Source organism: Limosilactobacillus balticus, from assembly GCF_014145615.1.
Lineage (GTDB): Bacteria > Bacillota > Bacilli > Lactobacillales > Lactobacillaceae > Limosilactobacillus > Limosilactobacillus balticus.
On sequence record NZ_JACIVH010000074.1, the window covers coordinates 85,014 to 106,451 of the forward strand.

A 21,438-nucleotide genomic window follows, 5' to 3' on the forward strand; every position below is an offset into this window, starting at 1 on the left:
TGCAAGTTCTTTTGTGGTTTAAACTAAAAAAGAAGATTTGTTCTTAAAACTAGGGAGATTGTTTGGTATGATCATACTTAGCAATTATTTTATATTTCCCAGAGAGGGTGAGGAAAAATGACCGGAAACGATTATTTAAGGATCTGGTACCGGGTTCAAATTGGGGCGACCTTGGTCATTTTAGCAATGATGATGATTCGTAATTACGAATTTAATCGCCAGACGGTTGCACTGGCATTATTGATCATGGTTATTATCTTAGGAATTGGTTTAGTCTTTGAACTCTTACCTAATGTGCCTTTGTTGGTTAAAAAATTAAATGCATGGCTACAAGTAATTACCCAGCCGATAATTTTAGTATTTGCTTGGGATGTAATGGTGCGAGAAATTATTGTTTTATTACATTTACCATCCCGAGGCGTTGTAACAATGATGATTTTTTATTACTTTATTATGTTTGCGCCATTCGCAAGCGTAATTGGTGAACTCATGCATTGGAGCATTGAACGACTAATCTTTATCGCTTGGTTAGCTCAGGTGGTCTTTACACCATTGATTGCCTTGCCAACAGACCTGGTTGATAATCACTTCTTATTATTAGCATTATCTACTGGGGCAGTTGGTGCAGTTGCCTTCTTTATTCTTACGACAACAGTAATGCGGACATGGCACTTATCATGGCCAGGATTAAAACCACATTGGAGTGGTGATTTTAATTGGTTGATATTTGCAGGATTAGTTGTTGTTGATGTCATCTTTACAGTTCTAAATACGGGAGAAATGCCAAGTCTTCATCGTGCTAATTGGGATTTTACCCTTTCCGCATTTGAGGCCGCAGTAATGGAAGAGACCTTGTTCCGTTTCGCTATCCTTGGCATCTTGTTCTATGCTTGGCGCAATGTCAAACAACGACTTCCGTTAGCACTAGTAACTAGCTCAATTTTATTTGGAGTTGTTCATCTTACTAACTATGGGCCTCAAGAATGGTCGATGACTGTTTTACAAGCAGTTAGCGCAGCAGGAATTGGACTATTTTTTGCAACCGTTTATGTTTATACTGGTCAATTATGGCTAGCAATGGTAATGCACTTCCTATTAGACTGGACAGCATTTATCGCTTCTGATTCAACATTGATGACTGGAAAAGTAACAGTTCAAGATTGGATTGGGACAGGAATTGAATTAATAGTATTTATTGGGATCGCCGTTTGGATGATGTTTGGACAACGCCGTCAAGTGATGGAACGGCATGTTAATCGCTTAACGGGAGAGCATCAACGGTTTGACTTTATGATTCAGTATTAAATAATGGCGAGATTAGAAAAATTTTCTAGTCTCGCCATTATTAATACTTAGGCAATGTGTTTATGCAAATAACGTGCAAATAATGATAATGAGTAGCAGACAATAAAGTATAAGACCGCTAAAGCAATAAACATCGGAATAATATAATTTGTGTTTTGTCCATAAATGATTTGAGCATGGTACATTAACTCTGGCAAGACAATAATTGTTGCTAGTGATGTATCCTTAACCAATGAAATGAACTGACTAACGAGGGCCGGCATCATATTCTTAATTGCTTGTGGTAAGACGATAATTCGTAATGCTTGCCACTTAGTCAATCCGTTAGCTAATGCTCCTTCCGTTTGACCATAATCAATCGAATTTATCCCTGAGCGAACAATTTCGGCAACCATTGCCGATTCAAAAATTGAAAGGGCCATAATTGCGGCCGGAATAATTTCTGGTTTTATTCCGATATTGGGGAGACCAAAGTAGGTGAAAAAAATTATTAGCAGGAGGGGAAGATTACGGATGATATCGATAACGAATCCTACAATTGCTGATAGGTATTTGATGTTCGCGTAACGAATAATTCCGAGAAAAGTTCCCAAAATAAAGCTGATTATAATTGAAATTACGGAAACTTCAATTGTAATCCAAAGCCCTTCTAGGAGGAAACGGATATTAATCCATGAATAAGCGTCAATAAAGTTTTGCATTGATCATCCCTCCTAGGCTAATTTCTTTTCAAGGTGTCGCATATAATAACTCAACGGAAGTGTAATGATGAGGTACATAATACCGACAATAAAATAAGTGGGCATCGTTGCTAATGTATCATTTGCAATTAAATTTCCTTGATACATTAAATCGAAACCAGCAACGAAGGCAAGAACTGAAGAATTCTTAACTAGATTAATAAATTGATTGCCAAGTGGCGGAATAACTACTCGAAAAGCTTGAGGGAGAATGATATACCGCATTGCTTGACTATAAGTTAGTCCATTAGCCAAAGCACCTTCCATTTGTCCGGGATCGATTGAATTAATTCCAGCACGCACAGTTTCAGCAATGAAGGCAGAAGTATAGAGGGTAAGACCGATAGTTCCAGCAGTAAATCCATTAATTTTAACAATATACATTGGGATAATAAGGAAAAAGGCCATTGTGATAACTAATAGAGGAATATTTCGAAAGACCTCGACATAAACCTGACCAATGATTTTTAAAACCCGATGTTGAGAAATTTCAAGAAGAGCAAAAAAAGTTCCAATAATAAGGCTCCCAATTAATGCGATAAGGCTACATAGAATAGTATTCCAGAGGCCAGTTAAAAGGGGATGCCACTCATTTATAATTAAATTTAACATTAGCGTTTCATCTCCTGATAATTAAATCCTTTAACGTTACCAAACCATTTGAGAAGAAGCCGGTTATAAGTGCCGTCTTTTTCAACTTCTTTTAATGCCCAATTTAATTTATTACGGAAACGCGTTTGATTTTTATTGACAGCGATGCCATAAGGTTCTTTAGTAAAATTACCACCGACAACTTCATAGCCAGGATTTTCAGCTGCCATCCCGTAGAGAATCCCGTTATCAGTGGTAAGGGCATCCCCTTGTTTGGATTTAAGGGCAGTCATAGCTTGAGCGTAGTCAGACAATTGGAGAACACGCGCTTTAGGAGCAAACTTCGCAACGTTTTTAACTGAATTTGATCCAGAAACACCCAGAATAACAGCGCCACGCCGATTTAAATCGCTGATATTTTTAATTGGGCTCCCCTTCCTAACAAGGAGAGATTGCCCGGCATCAAAGTAAGAATGGGTAAAATCAACTTGCTTTGCTCGTTCAGGAGTGATTGTCATGGTTGCCATAATTGCATCAATATTCCCATTTTTTAATAGAGGTACCCGGGTTCCACTAGTCACAGGAACAAAGATCGGTTTTCCTTGTGGTCCCAGAATTTTTTTGGTAAGAGCTGTTGCAAGGTCAATTTCAAACCCTTCTAATTTTCCTGTCTTAATATTTTCCAGCCCAAATAGACGAGTATCTGCTTTAACTCCCCAGGTAATTCGTTGACTATGCATATCCTCAGTTAGGACATCTTTTTTTGCAATTGAGGTTCCACAGGCAGAAAGGGTAAGAAGAGTAACAAAGAGGAGGGCGCTAAGACTAATTAATCGCCAATACTTTTTCATTGTAATTCCTCCTTAATGGCCACTGATCTTACTCATGAATTCGCGAGCACGCTCGGTAGAAGGCTGATCGCCAAAGAATTTTTCGGTTGAATCGTCTTCTAGGATTCGACCCTCTGCCATAAAAATAACCCGATCAGCAACTGCCCGTGCAAAGCCCATTTCGTGGGTTACCACTAGCATTGTCATGTTGGAGTTTTTAGCGATATCTTTCATAACGTCTAAAACATCATCAATCATTTCAGGATCAAGAGCACTTGTTGGTTCATCGAATAGGAGGCATTTGGGCTCCATGGCCAGACTGCGGGCAATAGCGATTCGTTGTTTTTGACCTCCAGATAACTGAGCAGGCATGCTTTCAGCTTTATTTGCAAGACCAACTTTATCAAGCAGTTTCATTGCTAACTCGCGGTTCTCATCTTCTGGGCGTTTTAATACGATCCGTGGCGCAAGCATGATGTTTTCGATAACGCTCTTATTGTTATATAAATTAAAATGTTGAAAGACCATCCCGACATCTTTTCTGATTAGATTAACATTAGTCTTCTTATCAGCAAGGTCAAACCCATTAACAATTAACTGACCATCTCTAATTGGATCTAATCCATTGATTGTTCGAATCAGGCTACTCTTCCCCGAACCAGATGGCCCGATTAAAACAACCGTTTCGCCAGCATCAATTGTTAAATTAATATCTTTTAATGCATGGAATTTACCATAGTATTTTTGCACATTATGAAATTCAATCATTGACATGTGTAGTTAACCCCCATTTCATTTGTATTTATAATAAGCAGTAAACATCCCTAATTATATATTTTGTTCTATACTCCGTCAAAATCTGCATTGTGTAATTATTAATTTACTAAAACAATTATAAAATTCTTTAATAAATCACTTTTGTTTTAGGAAGACCAAAATAATTATTTACAAAATCAAGATAAGTAGTAACATAAGTAGTGAAGAATATGACTTAACGAAGAGGAGCGAGTAATGCTTCACCGTTAAAGTGTAGAACATAGGGAGGAGAATACTAATGTTCGAAATAAAGCCAAAGAAGTTCAAGAAGATCCTCGTTGGTGTTGACGATGCACCAGATGCCCGTGCCGCTTTCTCATACGCGGTTGATAAGGCGAAACGTGATGGTTCGGAGTTAGGGATTGTATCAATTCTTGAAACTGACCGGGTAAATGTGTATCAAATCTTAGATAAGGATTATGTTCATAGTAGTGAGGACGAATTACGTCAGCGGGTAAATGAATATGTCCAAGCAGCGATTGATTATGGTGTTGATCCAGAAAAAATTACGGCGATTGTTGATCGTGGTGAACGACCAGCTGAGCGTATTTGTAACCATGTCATCCCTGCATTTCAACCAGATTTGTTAGTTGTTGGTTCGATTGGTAAGAAAGGAAATCGTAAAGCGGTAGGTTCACAGGCATCTTACATGGCTCGCCACGCCGGAACATCAGTATTTGTAATTCGGACAAACACTGTTCAATCTTACGAATAGCTAATTTAATTTTTTTGATATTATTGCGATAGTTCTGTTCAGAGCTATCGCTTTTTACATAAGAATATAATTTTTAATAATTCTAATATAGAATTTAATTTAGTAATTATTTAGTTGTTTTTGTTTATCTCTATGTTATAATGATTCTAAACTAAAAGGGGAGAGGGTAAATGTGTCCAAGAAAAAAATGTCATTAGCGCAAAAGGTAAACGTTTTGCGTGCAAGTGTAATGGGAGCTAATGATGGAATTATTTCAATTGCCGGAATTGTTATCGGGGTGGCAGCGGCAACAAGTAATGCCCGTTCCATCTTAATTGCGGGTTTGTCAGGAACGCTTGCCGGTATGATTTCAATGTGTATGGGGGAGTATGTTTCAGTTTCAACCCAGAAGGATTCACAAAAAATGGCTTTGATTAGTGAAAAGCAGCGCCTTCAGAATCAATACCAGCATGAATTTGAGTATGTTCAAAAGAAATATGAAGCTCAAGACATTGATCCGCAACTTGCTAAACAAGCGACGAAAGAATTAATGGAAAAAGATGCTTTAGGGACAGCTGTTCAAGAGCGCTATGGCTTTAACCCCAATGAGTTTACAAGTCCGTATGCTGCGGCGATTGCTTCCTTTATATCTTTTCCGACCGGTTCAATTTTACCAATGGTGGCGGTTACAGTTTCTCCCGCAAATGTTCGAATCTTAGCAACTGCAATTGCCGTTCTTATTGCATTGTTAATTACTGGTTATTTTGCAGCAGTTTTAGGAAAATCTAACCGGATTAAATCGATGATCAGGAATGCAGCTGCTGGAGTATTAACAATGGGAGTTACGTACCTGATTGGACAATTATTTGCACGGTAGGGAGATGAGATTAAATGAGTACTAATGTGAAGAAGCATCACAAACAAACAATGGAAGAAAAATTAAATACATTACGAGCCGGAGTATTAGGTTCAAATGATGGAATCCTAACAGTTGTCGGTGTTCTGGTATCCGTAGCAGCAGCGACAAGTGATCGTTTTACTATCTTCATTGCTGGCTTGTCTGATTTGCTTGCTTGTGCATTTTCAATGGCTTCTGGCGAATATGCTTCTGTATCTACGCAAAAAGATACAGAAAAAGCTGCTGTTGCTCAAGAAGAAAAACTCTTAAAAATGGATTATGAAGGGGAGCTTGCGGCAGTAAAAGACTATTATGTAAATAAAGGAGTTACTCCTGAAACCTCAATCAAAATTGCTAAGGACCTCCTTAATAAAAAGCCCCTCGAGACAGTTGTTCGGATTAAATATGATATTGAACTTGGTCACTACCTTAATCCTTGGGATGCTGCATTTTCTTCTCTTTTTTCAGCGGCTGCTGGAGGATTGATTCCGCTAATGGCGATGACTTTTGCTCCTGAAGCATATAAGTGGTATGCCGTGATTTTAGCGGTTGCCTTTACTAGTGCCCTAACCGGTTATATTAGCTCTAAGCTTGGTAATGGGCTTGTAAAAGTTGCAGTTATTCGAAATATTATTATTGGTTTGATTACGATTACGATTCACTACGGAGTCGGAAAATTATTTTAATCGATGTAAAAAAGGAAGCAAAAGGCTGAGTTTTCGCTCAACTTTTTGCTTCCTTTAATGTTAGTCTTGTTTAAAGTCGTTATTAATAACGTTCTTTTCATCAACGGGAGTGTTGAATAGTTCTTCATCTTTACCGCGGTGATATTCTGCTTGAATAGTAACATGACAGATCCCGTATTTTTCATGCAAGATTTTTTCGACTTGACTATAGATTCGCTCAACCTGGCTTAGCGGCAAGTCATCACAATTTAGATGGGCAGAGAAAATAATTCGGTGTTCATCCATCATCCATGCATGAACGTGGTGAACGGCCGTCACTCCACCAATCTGTTTTAAATCATTTTCGATGGAATCATAATCAAGATCAGGGGAAGATTGCATGAGAATTTTAATGGTTTGATTAATAATTGGCCAAGCTTCATAAGCAATATAGAGGGCAACTCCGATTGTTAAGGCAGGATCAAGCCATGGAACGTTGACAAAGGTAAGAATGATTCCCCCAATGATAACGGCAACTGAAGAAAGTGCATCACTTAAAATATGGAGATAAGTTGCTTTGACGTTCAAGCTGTCTTCGCTTCCGGCATGTAAGAGGGCCGCCGAAATAAAGTTTGCAAGAAGACCGATTACAGCAACTGTTAACATAATTCCCCCATTAATATGTTGGGGATGCTCTAACCGTTTAATAGCTTCAATAATTAAGAAGACAGAGATAACAATTAAGAAAATACTATTAGTTAATGCTGAGAGGATTTCAGCTCGGCGGTAGCCATAAGTTCGTTGCCGATTTTCTGGGTGGCCACCAATATGCTGGGCAAAGTAGCCGAGTACAATGGAAAGTGAATCCCCTAAATTATGAAACGCATCTGATAGTAAGGCTAAACTTCCTGAAAGAATGCCTCCAAGGATTTCAACAATTGTAATTAATACATTTAGGAGGGTAACTGCTAAAAAGCGTTTCCCTGTTACTTTTTCGTCCATGATTTACCTACTCCTCCGTAAAGATCGATTGCGGGTTTGTAAAAAGCTTATAACAAAAAAGTTAGGCTTTCCAAACTACACTTTTAATAATATGCTATAATCAATTTGGGTTCAATGTTAATATATAAAAACATGTAATGACCGATCGTAGGCCAAATTTTAATACCCAGAGGTGAAACGATTTGACTCCAATGAAGGAAGACTATCTAAAAATTATTTTTGAATTAGGTGGTAGTCATAAAAAAGTTTCTAATAAAGAGATTTCCCTTGGACTAGGAATTGCCGCTGGATCAGTAACCGAGATGATTTCTAAGTTGGCTGACGAAGGGCTAGTTGTTCATGAACCATATGCCGGTATTTCTTTAACTGAAAAGGGACAAAAGTATGCTGCGGAATTAGTTCGGAAGCATCGTTTGTGGGAAACATTTTTAGTAGATAAGCTTCATTACAATTTTGCTGACGTCCATTCAGAAGCGGAAATTCTTGAACATCAGACAAGTGATCGACTAGCAACGGCCTTAGATGCTTTTCTTCAGCACCCTGACCATTGTCCGCATGGTGGAGTAATTCCATCAGCTAATGGCAAGTTTCCAGATGTAACGCATCGTTTGTTGGCAGATGCTGATGATGGAGAAAAAGTTGAATTAGAACGATTCCTAGATAACCACGAGCTTTTAACTTACTTAGAAGAGTTAGGGTTACGTCCTCAAGAACAAGTTACTGTAATTCGCCATGAACCTTTTGAAGGACCGATTGTGATTCGAAAAGAAAATGACGACCAAGAAATAAATGTTTCGTATAAGGCCTCGCATAATATTTTTATTGAACCGGACATAGCTCAAGAAAATAAAGATTAATTATGTAAATTATTGCTTATGTGATACAATGGTTTTTGTAGTTTTTTTAAGTGCGGTTGGTTCGATTGTTTCATTGCAAATGGATCTCTTCACCTGAGACGAATTACAAATTATATTAGTGCTTAATGCACAGGAGGATTTCCAATATGGAACAAGGAACTGTTAAATGGTTTAATGACGATAAGGGTTATGGCTTCATTACTCGTGAAAGTGGCGATGATGTATTTGTTCATTTTTCTGCTATTCAAGGGGATGGCTTTAAGTCATTGAATGAAGGCCAACATGTTACATTTGATGTTGAGGAAGGTGAACGTGGCCTTCAAGCAGCAAATGTCGTTAAAGACTAAATATTAAACTAAAAAGCGACTGGATTTTTCCGGTCGTTTTTTGGTATTGAGCTCCCTATCTAAACGGAGGATAATAATAAATATCTTTGAACAGAGAAGGCGAAAAGATGTTAACAAAGCGACGACAAGCACTCGCACTTAAAACTTGTTTACTGGCTGGGAGACTTTTAATTGAAAACGGCTCAAATATGGAACGAGTTAACGATACCTTATCTCGAATGGCCAAAAGTGCTGGCTTACATGATTTTCAGGCATTTACAACTGTGACCGGAATTGTAGTCGGAACAATTAATGATCCCCATGCTCAAGTAATTACTATTCGTCATCGAAAAAATAATTTAAGTAAAATTGCGGAGGTAAATGAAGTTTCTCGTGAATTAGCACGGCGCAAAATTGATGTTCCACAAGCATTTGCTAAATTAAAAAAGATTGATCGCCAAAAGATGCCAAACTGGCAAAATTGGTATGAATCATTTGCCGCTGCAATTTTAAGTGGAGCATTGATGATTGTTTTTACGGGTAATGTTTCTGATTCTTGGGCAGGATTCCTTGCCGGTGGGATAGGCTATGCTGCGTTTTCATACCTCTTACGGAAGTTTAAGATCCAATACTTAGGAGAATTTTGTTCTTCATTAATTATAGGTATTTTAGCTGTAATTTTTGTTAAATTGCATCTCGCTAATAATATTAATGATATTATTATTGGTGCAGTTATGCCGCTAGTTCCCGGAGTACCCTTAACTAATGCGGCGCGAGATTTAGTTTCCGGAAATTTGATTAGCGGACCTACAAGAGGGATTGAAGCAATTCTAACTGCCGTTTCGATTGGTAGTGCGATTGTAATTGTTTTGCACTTTAATTAGGAGGGTAGGAGATGAATTGGAGTAACCTATTATTACAATTTTTCTTATGTTATGTTTCAACGGTTTGCTTTGGTATCCTCTTAAACATTCCGAAACGTGCCTACCATACTGCAGGGATGATAGGTGGCGGTGTGTGGGTGGTTTACTGGATAATGTATTATTGCAGTGGGATTGGCCTTGCGTTTAGTAATTTAGTTGCTGCAATTTTAATTTCGGTATTAAGCCAAGCAGCTGCTCGTCGAAAACGAATGCCAATTATTGTTTTTAATGTGCCTGCGCTAGTTCCATTCGTGCCTGGCGGACAGGCTTATAAAATGGTTCGCAATTTTGCTATTGGTAATTACCACCTTGTTACTGTTTATTTCTATCAGGTAGTTGTAATTGTTGGTGCAATTACGCTTGGCTTTGGGTTAGGAGAACTTTTAAATCGTGTTTTGAACTATCTTCATAAATATTTACTCAAAAAATCACGATGGAATTTTTAACACTGTGGTATACTCATTTTTGATTAATTAATTTAAGTTAGGAGAATCCTTGATTATGTTTATTGAACGTGATGATCATCGTTGGTGGCGTTTTGCCTTAAGCGGTGGTTTCTTTCTTGCATTAATGCTATTAATTATGTTTAATTCGTCAGTGCTAACAATGATTGATGCTGTTTTACAGTCATTATTTACTAGTCAGCGCCTGGAAGGCATTGGTTGGTTCCATGCTTTGATGAGCTTACTTTCATTTTTAGCTAAACCGGTCTTAGATTTAGTATGGGTATTTATTATTGCAGGTGTTTTATGGCTGAAGGGTTATCGCATTCCAGCTTTGTGGTCACTAGGAACAATTTTTGGTGGAGATGTGCTTGGAACAATCATTAAACACATCGTTAAGCGGGTCCGTCCTGCACAACACTTGGCGGCAGATGATGGCTATAGTTTCCCTAGTGGGCACACTTTAGGATTCTTCTTGGTAGTAGCAATTTTATTCTTAATAGTAATTCCACTTATTCAAAAAGCATCTGTTCGCACAATTTTGCAAATCTTATTAATATTTGCAGTTTTCTTCCTGGCGGTATCACGGGTATATCTTTATGCTCACTGGCCATTTGATACTATTGGTGCAATGTTATTAGCTTATGCATGGTTACAAGTAGCTGAATGGCTCTATGTCGCTTGGGCACCACGATTACAACGAATTCCGTTCTTCCGTAGTGTTGAAATTTAATAATTGGAATTGATGAAGGGCACTCTTATTTGGTTGCTCCTCTTTTTATTTCCCGGGAAATAGGAGAAAAATGAGTGAAATTATAGTTGAACCAGCAAAAGATAATAACAATTTAGGAGCAATAGTTAAATTATTAGACGATGAAAAGTTAACACGAGCAGTGGGATTATTTTTACCTCTTCAAAGAGAAAATCGTGTGCAAGCTATTAAGACATTTGTTCACCAGAATCATGTTATGGCAGTGAAACTAAATGGAGATGTAGTGGGAATGGTTGTATTAAGCCCTTGGTATGGGGATGAAGGAATAAGAATTGCTCATCATTATGAATTAGGTTATCTTCTGCGACAAGATCAATGGAATAAAGGCATAATGACATCTGCAATTCAACAAATTGTTTCTATTTTGCCACCTAAAATTACGATTCATGCGGAGTGTAAACAAAGTAATTATCGTTCCCAGCGAGTACTCATTAAATGTGGCTTCATTTATGATAAAGACGACTTATGGCAACGGATTATTAAATAGTCGGACTTGCATTTTTGTTTGAGTGGGGTATAATTTCATTCAATGAAGAGGTTGCATATTTTATTAGTAGCTACTATTAGGTGAATAAGCACCGGAGTATTAGTGAAAGGGAAATATGCCGAAACACTACTTAGCTTATTTTAAGTAGGTGTTGGGCTATAGTCATAATAGGCTATAGACTGTCGCAATAATTGCGGGGCGCTTCCTAAATTGATTCAACGATTAATTATAGGTATTAAGTTGGGTCTTCTGGTAGGGTTACCGATCAGAAGACCCTTTTAATTTATCCTCTTCGAAAATGTTGACGTTAAGATACACAAATTTGGAGGAAATATATTTATGGCAGATGAATCTAAGTCGACGGGTCATATGGAACGGACATTACAGACACGTCACTTATCCATGATTGCTCTTGGTGGAACAATCGGTACTGGACTTTTTATTGCCAGTGGATCCGCTATTTCAACTGCGGGACCTGGTGGAGCATTAGTTGCGTATGGAATCATGGGAATTATGGTTTATTTCCTAATGACGAGTCTAGGTGAAATGGCAACATATATGCCATTAACCGGGTCATTTTCAGCTTATTCAACGAAATTTGTTGATCCAGCACTTGGCTTTGCTCTTGGTTGGAATTATTGGTTTAACTGGGCAATTACAATTCCTGTTGATGTTACAACTGCGGGAATTGTAATGAATTATTGGCTTCCCAATGTTCCAGGCTGGATTTTTAGTGTAACGGTGATGGCACTAATTTTCTTAATCAACTATTTATCAGTACGATCTTATGGTGAAACTGAATTTTGGCTTGCTTTAATCAAAGTTGTCACGGTTATTGTCTTTTTAATTGTTGGTGTTGCAATTATTTTTGGAATTATGGGTGGCAAGCCAGTTGGCTTAAGTAACTTTCACTACAAGCAGGCACCGTTTGTTGGTGGTGTGCCAGCGATTATTAGCGTTTTCTTGGTTGCTGGTTTCTCATTCCAAGGAACAGAATTAGTTGGAATCACGGCTGGTGAAGCTGCTACACCAGAAAAGTCTGTCTCTAAGGCAATTCATTCAACTTTCTGGCGAATTTTACTTTTTTACATTTTTGCTATTTTTGTTATTGCTTGTATCCTTCCTTACACAGATAAGAACTTATTGAATCAAGATGTTTCAAATATTACAATGAGTCCATTTACGATTGTGTTTAAGCGGGCGGGATTGGCCTTTGCAGCTAGCGCAATGAATGCCGTTATCTTAACTGCCGTCATTTCTGCTGCTAACTCTGGTTTATATGCCTCAACTCGGATGCTTTATTCACAAGCGCGTGAAGGATATGCATGGCGGATTTTTGGTTATGTAAACCGGCGTGGTATTCCAATTTATGCTTTATTGGGAACAATGGTTGTCTCGTTAGCGGCTTATGCAACTCAATTCATTGGTCCAAAAGCTTATAACTACTTAATTGGTGCATCTGGATTGTGCGGATTTATTGCATGGTTAGGAATTGCAATTTCACACTATCGTTTTAGGAAGGCATTCCTTAAGCAAGGACATAAGCTTTCTGAATTAAAGTATCACGCAACAGGATTCCCATTTGGTCCAGTATTCGCCCTTGCTTTATGTATTGTCGTTATTTGTGGTCAAAACATCGATGCTTTTGTAAAAATGGATTGGCAAAACATCTTAATTACTTACATGGGAATTCCATTATTCTTAATTCTTTTCTTCTACTATAAGATTCGTTATAAGACACACTTGATTCCACTTGATAAGGTTGATTTATCACGGCGAACAAAGGGTGAATCATACGAACCAGAAGATAATTAATAAGTGAAAAAGGAACGAGAAAATACTCGCTCCTTTTTATTTTAAATGTTAGAATTGTTTTCGTTACTTTTTGAATTTGAAACAGGGGGAAATAACTAATGATTGCTTTAGCCGGGACAATCGGTGCAGGAAAAACCAGTTTGACAAAGTTATTGGCAGACCATCTTAATAGTCAGGCCTTTTATGAATCTGTTGACGATAATAAAATTTTGCCACTTTTTTATAAAGATCCGAAAAAATATGGTTTCTTATTACAGATTTACTTTTTAAACAAACGGCTTGATGAGATTAAAGATTCATACTCAAATGACTTAAATGTTTTGGATCGTTCAATCTTTGAAGATGCTTTATTATTTAAATTAAATGCAGATATGGGTCGGGCTACGGAAACGGAGTCAAATATTTATTCTTCATTATTAGGTAATATGATGGAAGAATTACCAGAGCAACCACATCAAAAAGCCCCCAACCTTTTAATTACAATTAGGGTTTCGTTTGAGACGATGCTTGAACGGATTAAGAAGCGGGGACGTTCGTTTGAACAAATTGCTAACGACCCTTCCTTATATTCATATTATAAGAACTTAAACGAACGTTATGTTCAGTGGTATGAGGATTACAACGAAAGTCCTAAGATGGTTATTGATGGCGATAAATATGACTTTGTTGAAGATCCGGCGGCTGCTAAGAAGGTCTTGGCCATGATTGACGAAAAATTAATTGAATTAAATCTTAAATAGGATTTGACAAAAGATCATATAGATGATATATTAAATAGGCTGATTTATATAGCAAGCCTATTTATGGAGGATTAGCTCAGTTGGGAGAGCATCTGCCTTACAAGCAGGGGGTCACAGGTTCGAGCCCTGTATCCTCCATTAATTTGCGGATGTGGCGGAATTGGCAGACGCGCAAGATTTAGGATCTTGTATCATTTTGATGTAAGGGTTCAAGTCCCTTCATCCGCATTTAATATTTTTTGAAAATTCTTGTTGACATTGATGAGGTTTTCGTGTAATATTAATAATCGTTGATAGGGAATAACTTATCAAAGACATGCGGAAGTAGTTCAGTGGTAGAACATCACCTTGCCATGGTGGGGGTCGCGGGTTCGAATCCCGTCTTCCGCTTATATGCACCCATAGCGCAATTGGATAGAGTGTCTGACTACGAATCAGAAGGTTGAAGGTTCGACTCCTTCTGGGTGCACTAATTATGATAAGCGTGACAGTTTTTGACTGTTGCGCTTATTTTTTCGGAATTTAGCTCAGCTTGGTAGAGCGCTGCGTTCGGGACGCAGAGGTCGCAAGTTCAAATCTTGTAATTCCGACTATTGAGTAAGCCTATTGTAATAACCGTTAATAATGGTTGTTATAATAGGCTTTGTTGTTTTTTGTTTACTTTTATTTCTTATTGCTTTTCCTAATGTTTTGGTCGTTTTGTTGGTCGCTAAAATATTGATAGATTAGTAATTTAAGAAGAAGGTAGGTCGTTTTAAGTATAAATCCTTAAGTATCATATTAATGGTGAAAAAAGAGTATCAAGATTAAATGAACTTGATGCTCTTTTATTAAATCCGATAAGAGCCAAAATAAGCCTCAAATGAGCACACTTTGAGGGCTTAATGATAAATTAATCAAATCGGCTTAAAAGAGCCTATAAAAGCAATATATAAAGAAAAAACAGGTACCACATAAATTTAATATACGTAATATCTGTTTCTGCTATTAAGTTTTCAAATATAATGATGAGGTTAAAGATTCTAATCCTATGGTTGAGCATTAGATTAAGTAAAATAACTTATTATAACGTTGTTTGTTAGTAGTGAGGCAAAGCTTAGTAGAAAAAGAAAGTTAGGCACAAACTCTCTACAGAAAACATCAGCGAATAATACGGTAAAAGGTACTCTGTAATTTGAACTTACGTAGTACCTTTTTTTGTATCGTTGATTGTCAGAAGGCTATTAGAAACATATGCGGTATATTTATTTTTTTGTAAAAATGATAGATAGGGTATGCTTAGGAAATAATATAATTATCTTTAATTAATAATCCATATTTCATTAATCATAGTGAACTGATTGTACTTAAACTAAAAAGAAATGTATCAATATAAAGAATATGTTGATACATTATTTTTTATGGTGAATATTAGCTTTGATAGAGGATGCATCCTCCAGAGCTTGGTGAATGACATCCGCGTACCTTAAATGTTTTGCATTATAAAATGCGACCGAAATAAAAATAGTTGTAACTAATATTAAAATAAGCAGGCTAAATATTATGGGAATAACAGGAACTTGAGCAATAAGATGCGTGATAACTTTAGTGTTAAAATTTTTAACAGTGACATTACCGACTGTAATATCTTCATTAGTTCCAGATATGGTAAGGATAAGAGCAATTGTACTAACTATTAGAATTACTTTACTAACATTATTAAGTGTTATATTTCTTTGATAGACTTTTTTGGAAGATTTTAGTTCAATATAATGCTTCAAAGTAGTTATTTCGGTTAGTGATAACTTTTGTAATTCATACACTAATAGTTCATATAACAAAATACTATTAACATTACCGTTGTTGTCTATGTAAAGCTGCATTTGATTTTCAGATGGTAAAATCTGTTTTATATCAAAAAAGACTAATAAGTCATGTAGATAGTCATCTTTCCAGTTAATTTTATAAAATCTTTCAATGTTAGTAAGATTTTTCCAACTATTTACTTTATAATTGTTCCAAATTTTAGAATAATGTTTATCCAATAAATCTCCTAAATAATTGATTAATTTAATTTCTACTGAACACAGAATATAGAAAGATAATATTGGATAAACAACATTAAAGATAGAATAAAGCCATTTTGTATTGAATATGAACGATATAAAATCAATACCAGTGATTCCAATAAAAGATAGTATTGATATTATAGGATGATTATAAAAGAATAATATATTTTTCAGCTTTGCTTTTCCCATTAAGGATATGCACTCCAATCTCTTTCTTATTTTGGTAAGTATTTACGTATTAATAAAAAATACAAATTAGTAACTCTAGTCGATATTATTAAATTTTATAAAGCTCAAAAGGCCTCCTTATCAACAGCTACATGAGACCTTTTGGGCTTTATAAGTATATTATTAGGTTATGAAAAAATTATATCAATAGTGTTTTAGAGAAATTAATTCTTTGAGAACCGTATTTAATTCATTATAATCATGATGCTTGATATGTTTTTCTAACAAGTCAATATAATATTGCTTTTGTGACTCCGCCATATCGCTAAATGCTAAAGCATCATTTTTATTTGAGATAAGTCGTTGGGCCCATGCAACTAATGGATGAACCAGATCAACAGGCATTTGCATAATTTCTTGAAGGGTGTCTAACAATAAACTAATATTTGCTTCATCACTATTTAAAAGAGCATTAAATAACTTTTCCCGTTGTTTATCTGCCCAAAGAGGTATTGATCCTTCATAATGCATTCGGTCAAGCCTAGAAAGCAAGATAGCACCTTGTCCAATAATACTATGTGCAGCTTTCTTATTAATATCAAGAATTTTTTTAATATTTTCTTGTTTGAAAGGATCTTGATAGCCATTTTTAGAGTCCATGAATCGTAATATTTGAGCACCGCCTAGTCCAATTCCGTCTGTTCCTGTTTGGACAATATCAGTTAAATGCTTGAAACGAAAGCCAGCAGAGAAATATGTTAATAAACCTTGTTCATGAGCCTTATGAACTAAAACTAAAGAATTTTTATATCCTAGTTGTTCCATAATTGGATCACTAGGATACCAGTTAGCTGTACCATCAAATGTAACTTTATCGAAGTTACCAGCTTTTGCAATCTCGATTCCTAATTTTGCAATTTCTGTTTTATCAGTAATTCTTTTAGCCTTACCATCATTATTGGCCAAGGTAGTGGGTCTATCATCAATGAGTGGATAATTAATGCAAAAAGCAGCTGCAAGTACCTGTAAGCTTTCATCACGAATTACGTTTGCTGATACAGTTTGCATAAACTTTATAGCTTGGGATACAGTCATTCTTTCAATAGCTACTTTACATTCAGATAACCCATTCATAAAGATTGATGAACATACTGCAATTGTAGTATGAACTGATTTGATAAATGAATTCTCAAAAGTATCTTCGAACATTGGTCTTCCGACATAAGATGATACAGATGTGTCTTTACCTACGCTCATCTTTACTTTTCCTATTGTTGCTAAATCAGGCAAACGATATGGTTCTACTACTTCACGATCGTTTTCTTGGCCACGTTCAAGATACTCAATGTGAACATTGGTACCATTTATAAATTCCATTTTACGAATTGTTCCTGTTAGATGGCCTAGTCCTGGATCGGTAATTGAAGCTTGTGTTTGAATTTTCCGAAAGCCACTGTTTCCCCATGGCACAATTGGAGCTTCGTTATAACCCCGAATGTTGATCATTTCAAATGCAATTTGTCTGGCTAGATATTCTTGGAATGTTGGATTTCGATTTTCATGTCTAATTAATGTATCCAATAAACTAGCTAGATTAATAAATTTAGCATTGTCTAGTCTATCGTAATTTAGAGAGGTATTATTGGCAGAATTACTTTTTAAATCTACTAATAATAGAAGACGTTCATGTTTATTGATAAGATTGGCATACCCACTTTTATTTGATGATAAGAAAGGCACAACAATATTTATTTGTTTAAGCAATTTTAGGTAAGCATTTGTTAACTCATGAATATCTACATAATCTACAATGGTTGATAAAAAATCGGAAATTGTATTAACTGTTTTTGTTGTATTATCATCTTGATACAACGTTTGTAAATGAGTGTAGTCTTCTATTAATCTTTTAGCATATTTTGTCGGTGCTTTATCCACCACAGGCATATATGCGGAATCCTTAAAGAAAGTTTGATCAGTAAATTTTTTATCCTTAGCAATTTGAATGGTTAGGCGATATTTAATTTCAAATAAACTATTTAAAATTGCTTTTTTTACTAAACCAGTTTGTAAGTAAATGTAACCAGAATTTATATCTTTAACATATCGACGATAATATCTATCATTTTCGATCATAATTTTAATCCTCCCAATCTGCAACGACTACTTTTCCAATCATATGCCCATTTTCAACAAGACTGTGAGCTTCTCTAAGATTATTGGCATTTATTGGGGAAAGTGATTGTGTTAAAGTGCATTGTAATTCGCTATTATCAATCAAAGTTGCTATTTTATTAAGAATCTCATGCTGTGATTGCATATCTGGTGTATGATAATAAGATTTTGTGTACATCCATTCCCAAGCGAATATAGCCTTTTTAGGTGTTAATAATCGTAAATTAATAGGTCGTCTATTTTCGGTAATAGATGCAATGGCACCCTCTGGCTTAATTAATTCGCACATTTCTTTCCAATGGCTATCAATATCTTTTAATTCCAAAATGTAATCAACATATTTATAGCCAAGCTTATGAACTTCATTTACCAGATTCTTTCGGTGATTTACTACATCTGTAGCTCCGTGAGACTTCACCCAGTTAATACTTTCAGGGCGAGAAGCTGTGGCAATAACTGTTAGTCCAGCATTAGATGCTAATTGTGTTGCAACAGATCCTACACCTCCAGCGCCATTAATAATAAGAATTGTTTTACCTTCATTACTTGTTTTATCTTGAGATAGAGATAATTGTTCGAATAATGCTTCATAAGCAGTCAAGGAAGTTAATGGCATTGCAGCTGCTTGGGCATCCGTCAATGATTTAGGCGCATTTCCGACAATTCGTTCATCTACTAACTGATACTCACTATTGCTTCCTGACCGTTTAAATGATCCGGCATAGTAAACACGATCACCTGGTGAAAAAAGTGATACCTGGCTACCAACTTTTTCAATAATTCCACAAGCATCCCAGCCAATAATTTTTGGCTTTGAGAGTTTCCCGTGTCCACTTCTTCGTACGCCAACGTCAACAGGATTAACTGAGACAGCATTAACTTTTACTAATAAATCGTGTCCCTTAGGTGTCGGCTTTGGTGTCTCAAATTCAAATAAACTTTTTGGATCTTTAATATCCAAATGTTCGCTAAAGCCAATTGCTTTCATAATTAATTCCTCTTTTCTTTCTTTTATACTCATAAATAGTAAGTGAAAGAGAAAATTAAACAAGAAGAGAATTTAAAATTTCTATGTAACAAATTTTTCCCTAATAGTGGTAAGAGGGAATATCGTGTATTATAGAAATTAGGATTCAAAAATAAATAGGGAGGAGCATGACTTTGCAAAGACATATTTATAATTGTAGTGATGGTTGCCCAGTTGAGAGTACTTTACAAATTATTTCGGGTAAATGGAAAAGTGTAATCATATATCATTTAATAAAAAATAAAGTATGTCGTTTCAGTGAATTACAAAAACGGATGCCAAATTGTTCTAGGCGAATGTTGTCTTTACAACTTAGCGAACTAGAAAAAGATAAGATTATTGAAAAGAAAATATATCCAGTCATTCCTCCTAAAACAGAATATAAATTAACCCGTTTTGGGCAAACGTTAACCCCACTTATCATTGAAATGGAGAAATGGGGAAGAACATATAATACTATAAATTTAGAAGAAAATTAAAAGCCTACACCTAGATGTAGACTTTTTAATGAAATTTATTATTTTAGTCTTCTTCCATATTGTCAGCAATAATATCAACAGTTAATTGATGATGATTTTCTGGGGTATAGAATTCTTGCTTTAATTCAGAAAGTGTTGTTGTATGTTCAACCATTTTTTGCTTATAAGCTGGTGTATCATCACTATGATCTAATGTCCAATAGGTGACATTATTACCATCAATTTGGTATTGAACATCACCATCAGAACCATAACCAACAGTTCTTCTCCCATTATCAGCAGTTGATAGTTCCATACTAGCATCATTATCATCTGAAACATCTAAAGTATCGAAGCCATTAGCTTTAGCATAGATTAGAACTGCTTCAGTTTTTTCATCAAGATCAGTTGGAGCTGCTTGTTGATTGCTATTGTTGGTATCAGCATTACTATCTAAGTTATATTTTTTAATGACTTTATCAATTTCATCTTTTTGATTGGCAAATTTACTTGCTAATTCTTGTTTAGAATAAGTTTTACTACCATTCTTATCTCCCATGCCAGATCCATCAGTATTTTCATCGTATTTAACAGTTACGTTGTCATTATTAACAATCACATTGGTTGAATGTCCCATTGGGAAAACTTCAAAGGTATAAGTATTACCATTTTTGGAAATTTTCATACCATCAGAATCACCAGTACTTTTTTCTGTACTTGCTAATTTTGAAGCATTAGTTTCACTAAGCATTAAATATCCCATAATCCCGTACTCTTTATTATTAAATCTATCAGTTTGTGTTTTTGCACTACTTGGTGATGATTTACTTGTTGCCTTTTTAGTAACTTTAACGCTACTGCTAGATGTATTTTTGGAACTTGATGATTGATTACCACATGCAGCTAAAGACATAGTAACTAAAACTGTGCTGGCAAGAACAATACTCTTTTTCATAAAAACTCCTCCATTATCTTGTAACACTATAGTTGTACTTAGATAATCATAATAGGTGTAATTAAATATAACAAGATAAAAATAATAGCAGGTACTACGAAATTACGAAAATCGTAGTACCTGCTTTATTTAGTAGGATTACTATTCTTTATTTAGGCTTATTAGTCCTAAAACATTTTTAGAAACTTGCTCAGCTTGTTTTTTATTCATTTCGTTTAAAGCTTGCCAAAGTTTCTTCTGGTAGTAGCCCATTTCAGCCTCATCAGTTGAACCATTTGCCAAATTATCCATACTTGTCTTAAGTACCTCCGCTATATGTGATAGCGTCTTAGCACTGACATTATTAGCTGTTCCAACTTCTAATCTTGAAATGTAATTAATTGACAATCCAGTGTTATTAGAAAGTTGTTCTTGAGTAATGCCAAGCTCGTGACGCCTGGCTCTGATGTTAGCTCCTAGATTATTCATTTTGAAGCCCTCATTTCATTGTTTATTTCTAGGATATTGAAGAAATACTAATAAAATAAGGCACTGTACTTATTGTTTATATCAACTTATACGCATATATAAATATAAGTACAAAAATAATGTAATTATAGTGGTAAAAGTGTTATAATTACTCCTGTATTAAGTTGATATATTCAAGAAAAAGTTACGTTGAATACATTATAGCTACATTCAATGCAACGTAGTTTTTAGGAAAATT

23 protein-coding genes, 5 tRNA genes and 1 riboswitch are annotated in these 21,438 nt (G+C 35.6%); of the genes, 18 read left to right on the forward strand and 10 right to left on the reverse strand.

The genetic code is table 11. From position 1 onward, the window contains the following. Positions 1-117: 117 nt before the first annotated feature. On the forward strand, positions 118-1,305 hold the full coding sequence (locus H5S10_RS08470) for a CPBP family intramembrane glutamic endopeptidase (RefSeq protein WP_182589294.1): 1,188 nt from the start codon (positions 118-120) through the stop codon (positions 1,303-1,305). A gap of 47 nt (positions 1,306-1,352) precedes the next feature. Here H5S10_RS08470 and H5S10_RS08475 read toward each other — a convergent pair whose 3' ends face one another. Genes H5S10_RS08475 through H5S10_RS08490 form a run of 4 tightly spaced genes read right to left on the reverse strand, consistent with a single transcriptional unit; the run spans position 1,353 to position 4,240 of the window. Then, positions 1,353-2,006, reverse strand: coding sequence for an amino acid ABC transporter permease (locus tag H5S10_RS08475; protein ID WP_182589295.1), 654 nt, complete (start codon positions 2,004-2,006; stop codon positions 1,353-1,355). Positions 2,007-2,018: 12 nt separating this feature from the next. Continuing rightward, positions 2,019-2,657 carry an amino acid ABC transporter permease gene (locus H5S10_RS08480; protein ID WP_182586481.1) on the reverse strand — a complete coding sequence of 213 codons (639 nt, stop codon included), beginning with the start codon at positions 2,655-2,657 and terminating at the stop codon, positions 2,019-2,021. Continuing rightward, the gene (locus tag H5S10_RS08485; protein ID WP_182586480.1) at positions 2,657-3,487 is read right to left on the reverse strand and encodes a transporter substrate-binding domain-containing protein; all 831 of its coding nucleotides are present in this window, start codon (positions 3,485-3,487) and stop codon (positions 2,657-2,659) included. Before H5S10_RS08485 ends, H5S10_RS08480 begins: the two co-directional genes overlap by 1 nt. Before the next feature lie 12 nt (positions 3,488-3,499). After that, complete coding sequence (locus H5S10_RS08490) at positions 3,500-4,240, reverse strand: amino acid ABC transporter ATP-binding protein (protein WP_269153504.1); 741 nt, start codon at positions 4,238-4,240, stop codon at positions 3,500-3,502. 280 nt (positions 4,241-4,520) lie between these two features. Here H5S10_RS08490 and H5S10_RS08495 point away from each other — a divergent pair, with 280 nt between their 5' ends. The 3 genes from H5S10_RS08495 to H5S10_RS08505 all read left to right on the forward strand — a co-directional run bounded on the left by H5S10_RS08495 (position 4,521) and on the right by H5S10_RS08505 (position 6,560). Then, positions 4,521-4,997, forward strand: coding sequence for a universal stress protein (locus H5S10_RS08495; protein WP_182586479.1), 477 nt, complete (start codon positions 4,521-4,523; stop codon positions 4,995-4,997). Between the two features lie 172 nt (positions 4,998-5,169). Next, entirely contained in the window at positions 5,170-5,853 is a 684-nt protein-coding gene (locus H5S10_RS08500; protein ID WP_182586478.1) for a VIT1/CCC1 transporter family protein, read from the forward strand. A gap of 14 nt (positions 5,854-5,867) precedes the next feature. Next, complete coding sequence (locus H5S10_RS08505; RefSeq protein WP_182589296.1) at positions 5,868-6,560, forward strand: VIT1/CCC1 transporter family protein; 693 nt, start codon at positions 5,868-5,870, stop codon at positions 6,558-6,560. A 60-nt stretch (positions 6,561-6,620) separates the two neighbouring features. Here H5S10_RS08505 and H5S10_RS08510 read toward each other — a convergent pair whose 3' ends face one another. Continuing rightward, positions 6,621-7,541, reverse strand: a complete 921-nt coding sequence (locus tag H5S10_RS08510; protein ID WP_182589297.1) for a cation diffusion facilitator family transporter — start codon at positions 7,539-7,541, stop codon at positions 6,621-6,623. Between the two features lie 182 nt (positions 7,542-7,723). Here H5S10_RS08510 and H5S10_RS08515 point away from each other — a divergent pair, with 182 nt between their 5' ends. The 13 genes from H5S10_RS08515 to H5S10_RS08575 all read left to right on the forward strand — a co-directional run bounded on the left by H5S10_RS08515 (position 7,724) and on the right by H5S10_RS08575 (position 14,494). Continuing rightward, on the forward strand, positions 7,724-8,398 hold the full coding sequence (locus H5S10_RS08515; RefSeq protein WP_182589298.1) for a metal-dependent transcriptional regulator: 675 nt from the start codon (positions 7,724-7,726) through the stop codon (positions 8,396-8,398). Positions 8,399-8,544: 146 nt separating this feature from the next. After that, positions 8,545-8,745: a cold-shock protein gene (locus tag H5S10_RS08520; protein ID WP_019252698.1), complete on the forward strand. Its 201-nt coding sequence runs from the start codon at positions 8,545-8,547 to the stop codon at positions 8,743-8,745. A 107-nt stretch (positions 8,746-8,852) separates the two neighbouring features. Further along, positions 8,853-9,608, forward strand: a complete 756-nt coding sequence (locus tag H5S10_RS08525) for a threonine/serine exporter family protein (RefSeq protein ID WP_182586474.1) — start codon at positions 8,853-8,855, stop codon at positions 9,606-9,608. Between the two features lie 11 nt (positions 9,609-9,619). Continuing rightward, positions 9,620-10,093, forward strand: a complete 474-nt coding sequence (locus H5S10_RS08530; RefSeq protein ID WP_182586473.1) for a threonine/serine exporter family protein — start codon at positions 9,620-9,622, stop codon at positions 10,091-10,093. Positions 10,094-10,148: 55 nt separating this feature from the next. Continuing rightward, positions 10,149-10,823 carry a phosphatase PAP2 family protein gene (locus tag H5S10_RS08535; RefSeq protein ID WP_182586472.1) on the forward strand — a complete coding sequence of 225 codons (675 nt, stop codon included), beginning with the start codon at positions 10,149-10,151 and terminating at the stop codon, positions 10,821-10,823. 70 nt (positions 10,824-10,893) lie between these two features. Continuing rightward, complete coding sequence (locus H5S10_RS08540) at positions 10,894-11,349, forward strand: GNAT family N-acetyltransferase (protein ID WP_182589299.1); 456 nt, start codon at positions 10,894-10,896, stop codon at positions 11,347-11,349. A 37-nt stretch (positions 11,350-11,386) separates the two neighbouring features. After that, a riboswitch (Lysine riboswitch) is annotated at positions 11,387-11,561 on the forward strand. Between the two features lie 127 nt (positions 11,562-11,688). Further along, positions 11,689-13,164 (forward strand): amino acid permease, encoded by a 1,476-nt coding sequence (locus H5S10_RS08545; protein ID WP_035153860.1) that lies wholly within the window; start codon positions 11,689-11,691, stop codon positions 13,162-13,164. A 98-nt stretch (positions 13,165-13,262) separates the two neighbouring features. Beyond that, positions 13,263-13,904 carry a deoxynucleoside kinase gene (locus tag H5S10_RS08550; RefSeq protein WP_003668798.1) on the forward strand — a complete coding sequence of 214 codons (642 nt, stop codon included), beginning with the start codon at positions 13,263-13,265 and terminating at the stop codon, positions 13,902-13,904. Between the two features lie 65 nt (positions 13,905-13,969). Beyond that, positions 13,970-14,042: transfer RNA gene (locus H5S10_RS08555), tRNA-Val, on the forward strand. Positions 14,043-14,049: 7 nt separating this feature from the next. Next, a tRNA-Leu gene (locus H5S10_RS08560) sits at positions 14,050-14,132 on the forward strand. A gap of 90 nt (positions 14,133-14,222) precedes the next feature. After that, positions 14,223-14,294 (forward strand) — tRNA-Gly (locus tag H5S10_RS08565). A gap of 5 nt (positions 14,295-14,299) precedes the next feature. Further along, positions 14,300-14,373, forward strand: a tRNA-Arg gene (locus H5S10_RS08570). Between the two features lie 47 nt (positions 14,374-14,420). Further along, positions 14,421-14,494 (forward strand) — tRNA-Pro (locus H5S10_RS08575). An 801-nt stretch (positions 14,495-15,295) separates the two neighbouring features. Here H5S10_RS08575 and H5S10_RS10325 read toward each other — a convergent pair. The 3 genes from H5S10_RS10325 to H5S10_RS08590 form a co-directional block, all read right to left on the reverse strand. Further along, on the reverse strand, positions 15,296-16,141 hold the full coding sequence (locus tag H5S10_RS10325) for a hypothetical protein (protein WP_231796029.1): 846 nt from the start codon (positions 16,139-16,141) through the stop codon (positions 15,296-15,298). Positions 16,142-16,324: 183 nt separating this feature from the next. Continuing rightward, a complete protein-coding gene (locus H5S10_RS08585) occupies positions 16,325-18,253 on the reverse strand; it encodes a hypothetical protein (RefSeq protein ID WP_182589300.1) in 1,929 nt (642 codons plus the stop codon). A gap of 4 nt (positions 18,254-18,257) precedes the next feature. Then, complete coding sequence (locus H5S10_RS08590) at positions 18,258-19,280, reverse strand: zinc-binding alcohol dehydrogenase family protein (RefSeq protein WP_182589301.1); 1,023 nt, start codon at positions 19,278-19,280, stop codon at positions 18,258-18,260. A gap of 173 nt (positions 19,281-19,453) precedes the next feature. On the opposite strand from H5S10_RS08590, the gene H5S10_RS08595 reads away from it, so the two are divergent. Continuing rightward, complete coding sequence (locus tag H5S10_RS08595) at positions 19,454-19,798, forward strand: winged helix-turn-helix transcriptional regulator (protein WP_065867772.1); 345 nt, start codon at positions 19,454-19,456, stop codon at positions 19,796-19,798. A gap of 43 nt (positions 19,799-19,841) precedes the next feature. On the opposite strand, the gene H5S10_RS08600 is transcribed toward H5S10_RS08595, so the two are convergent. Continuing rightward, on the reverse strand, positions 19,842-20,732 hold the full coding sequence (locus tag H5S10_RS08600) for an Lreu_0056 family protein (RefSeq protein ID WP_182589302.1): 891 nt from the start codon (positions 20,730-20,732) through the stop codon (positions 19,842-19,844). A 141-nt stretch (positions 20,733-20,873) separates the two neighbouring features. Beyond that, positions 20,874-21,200, reverse strand: coding sequence for a helix-turn-helix domain-containing protein (locus H5S10_RS08605; protein ID WP_182589303.1), 327 nt, complete (start codon positions 21,198-21,200; stop codon positions 20,874-20,876). Positions 21,201-21,438: the final 238 nt, after the last annotated feature.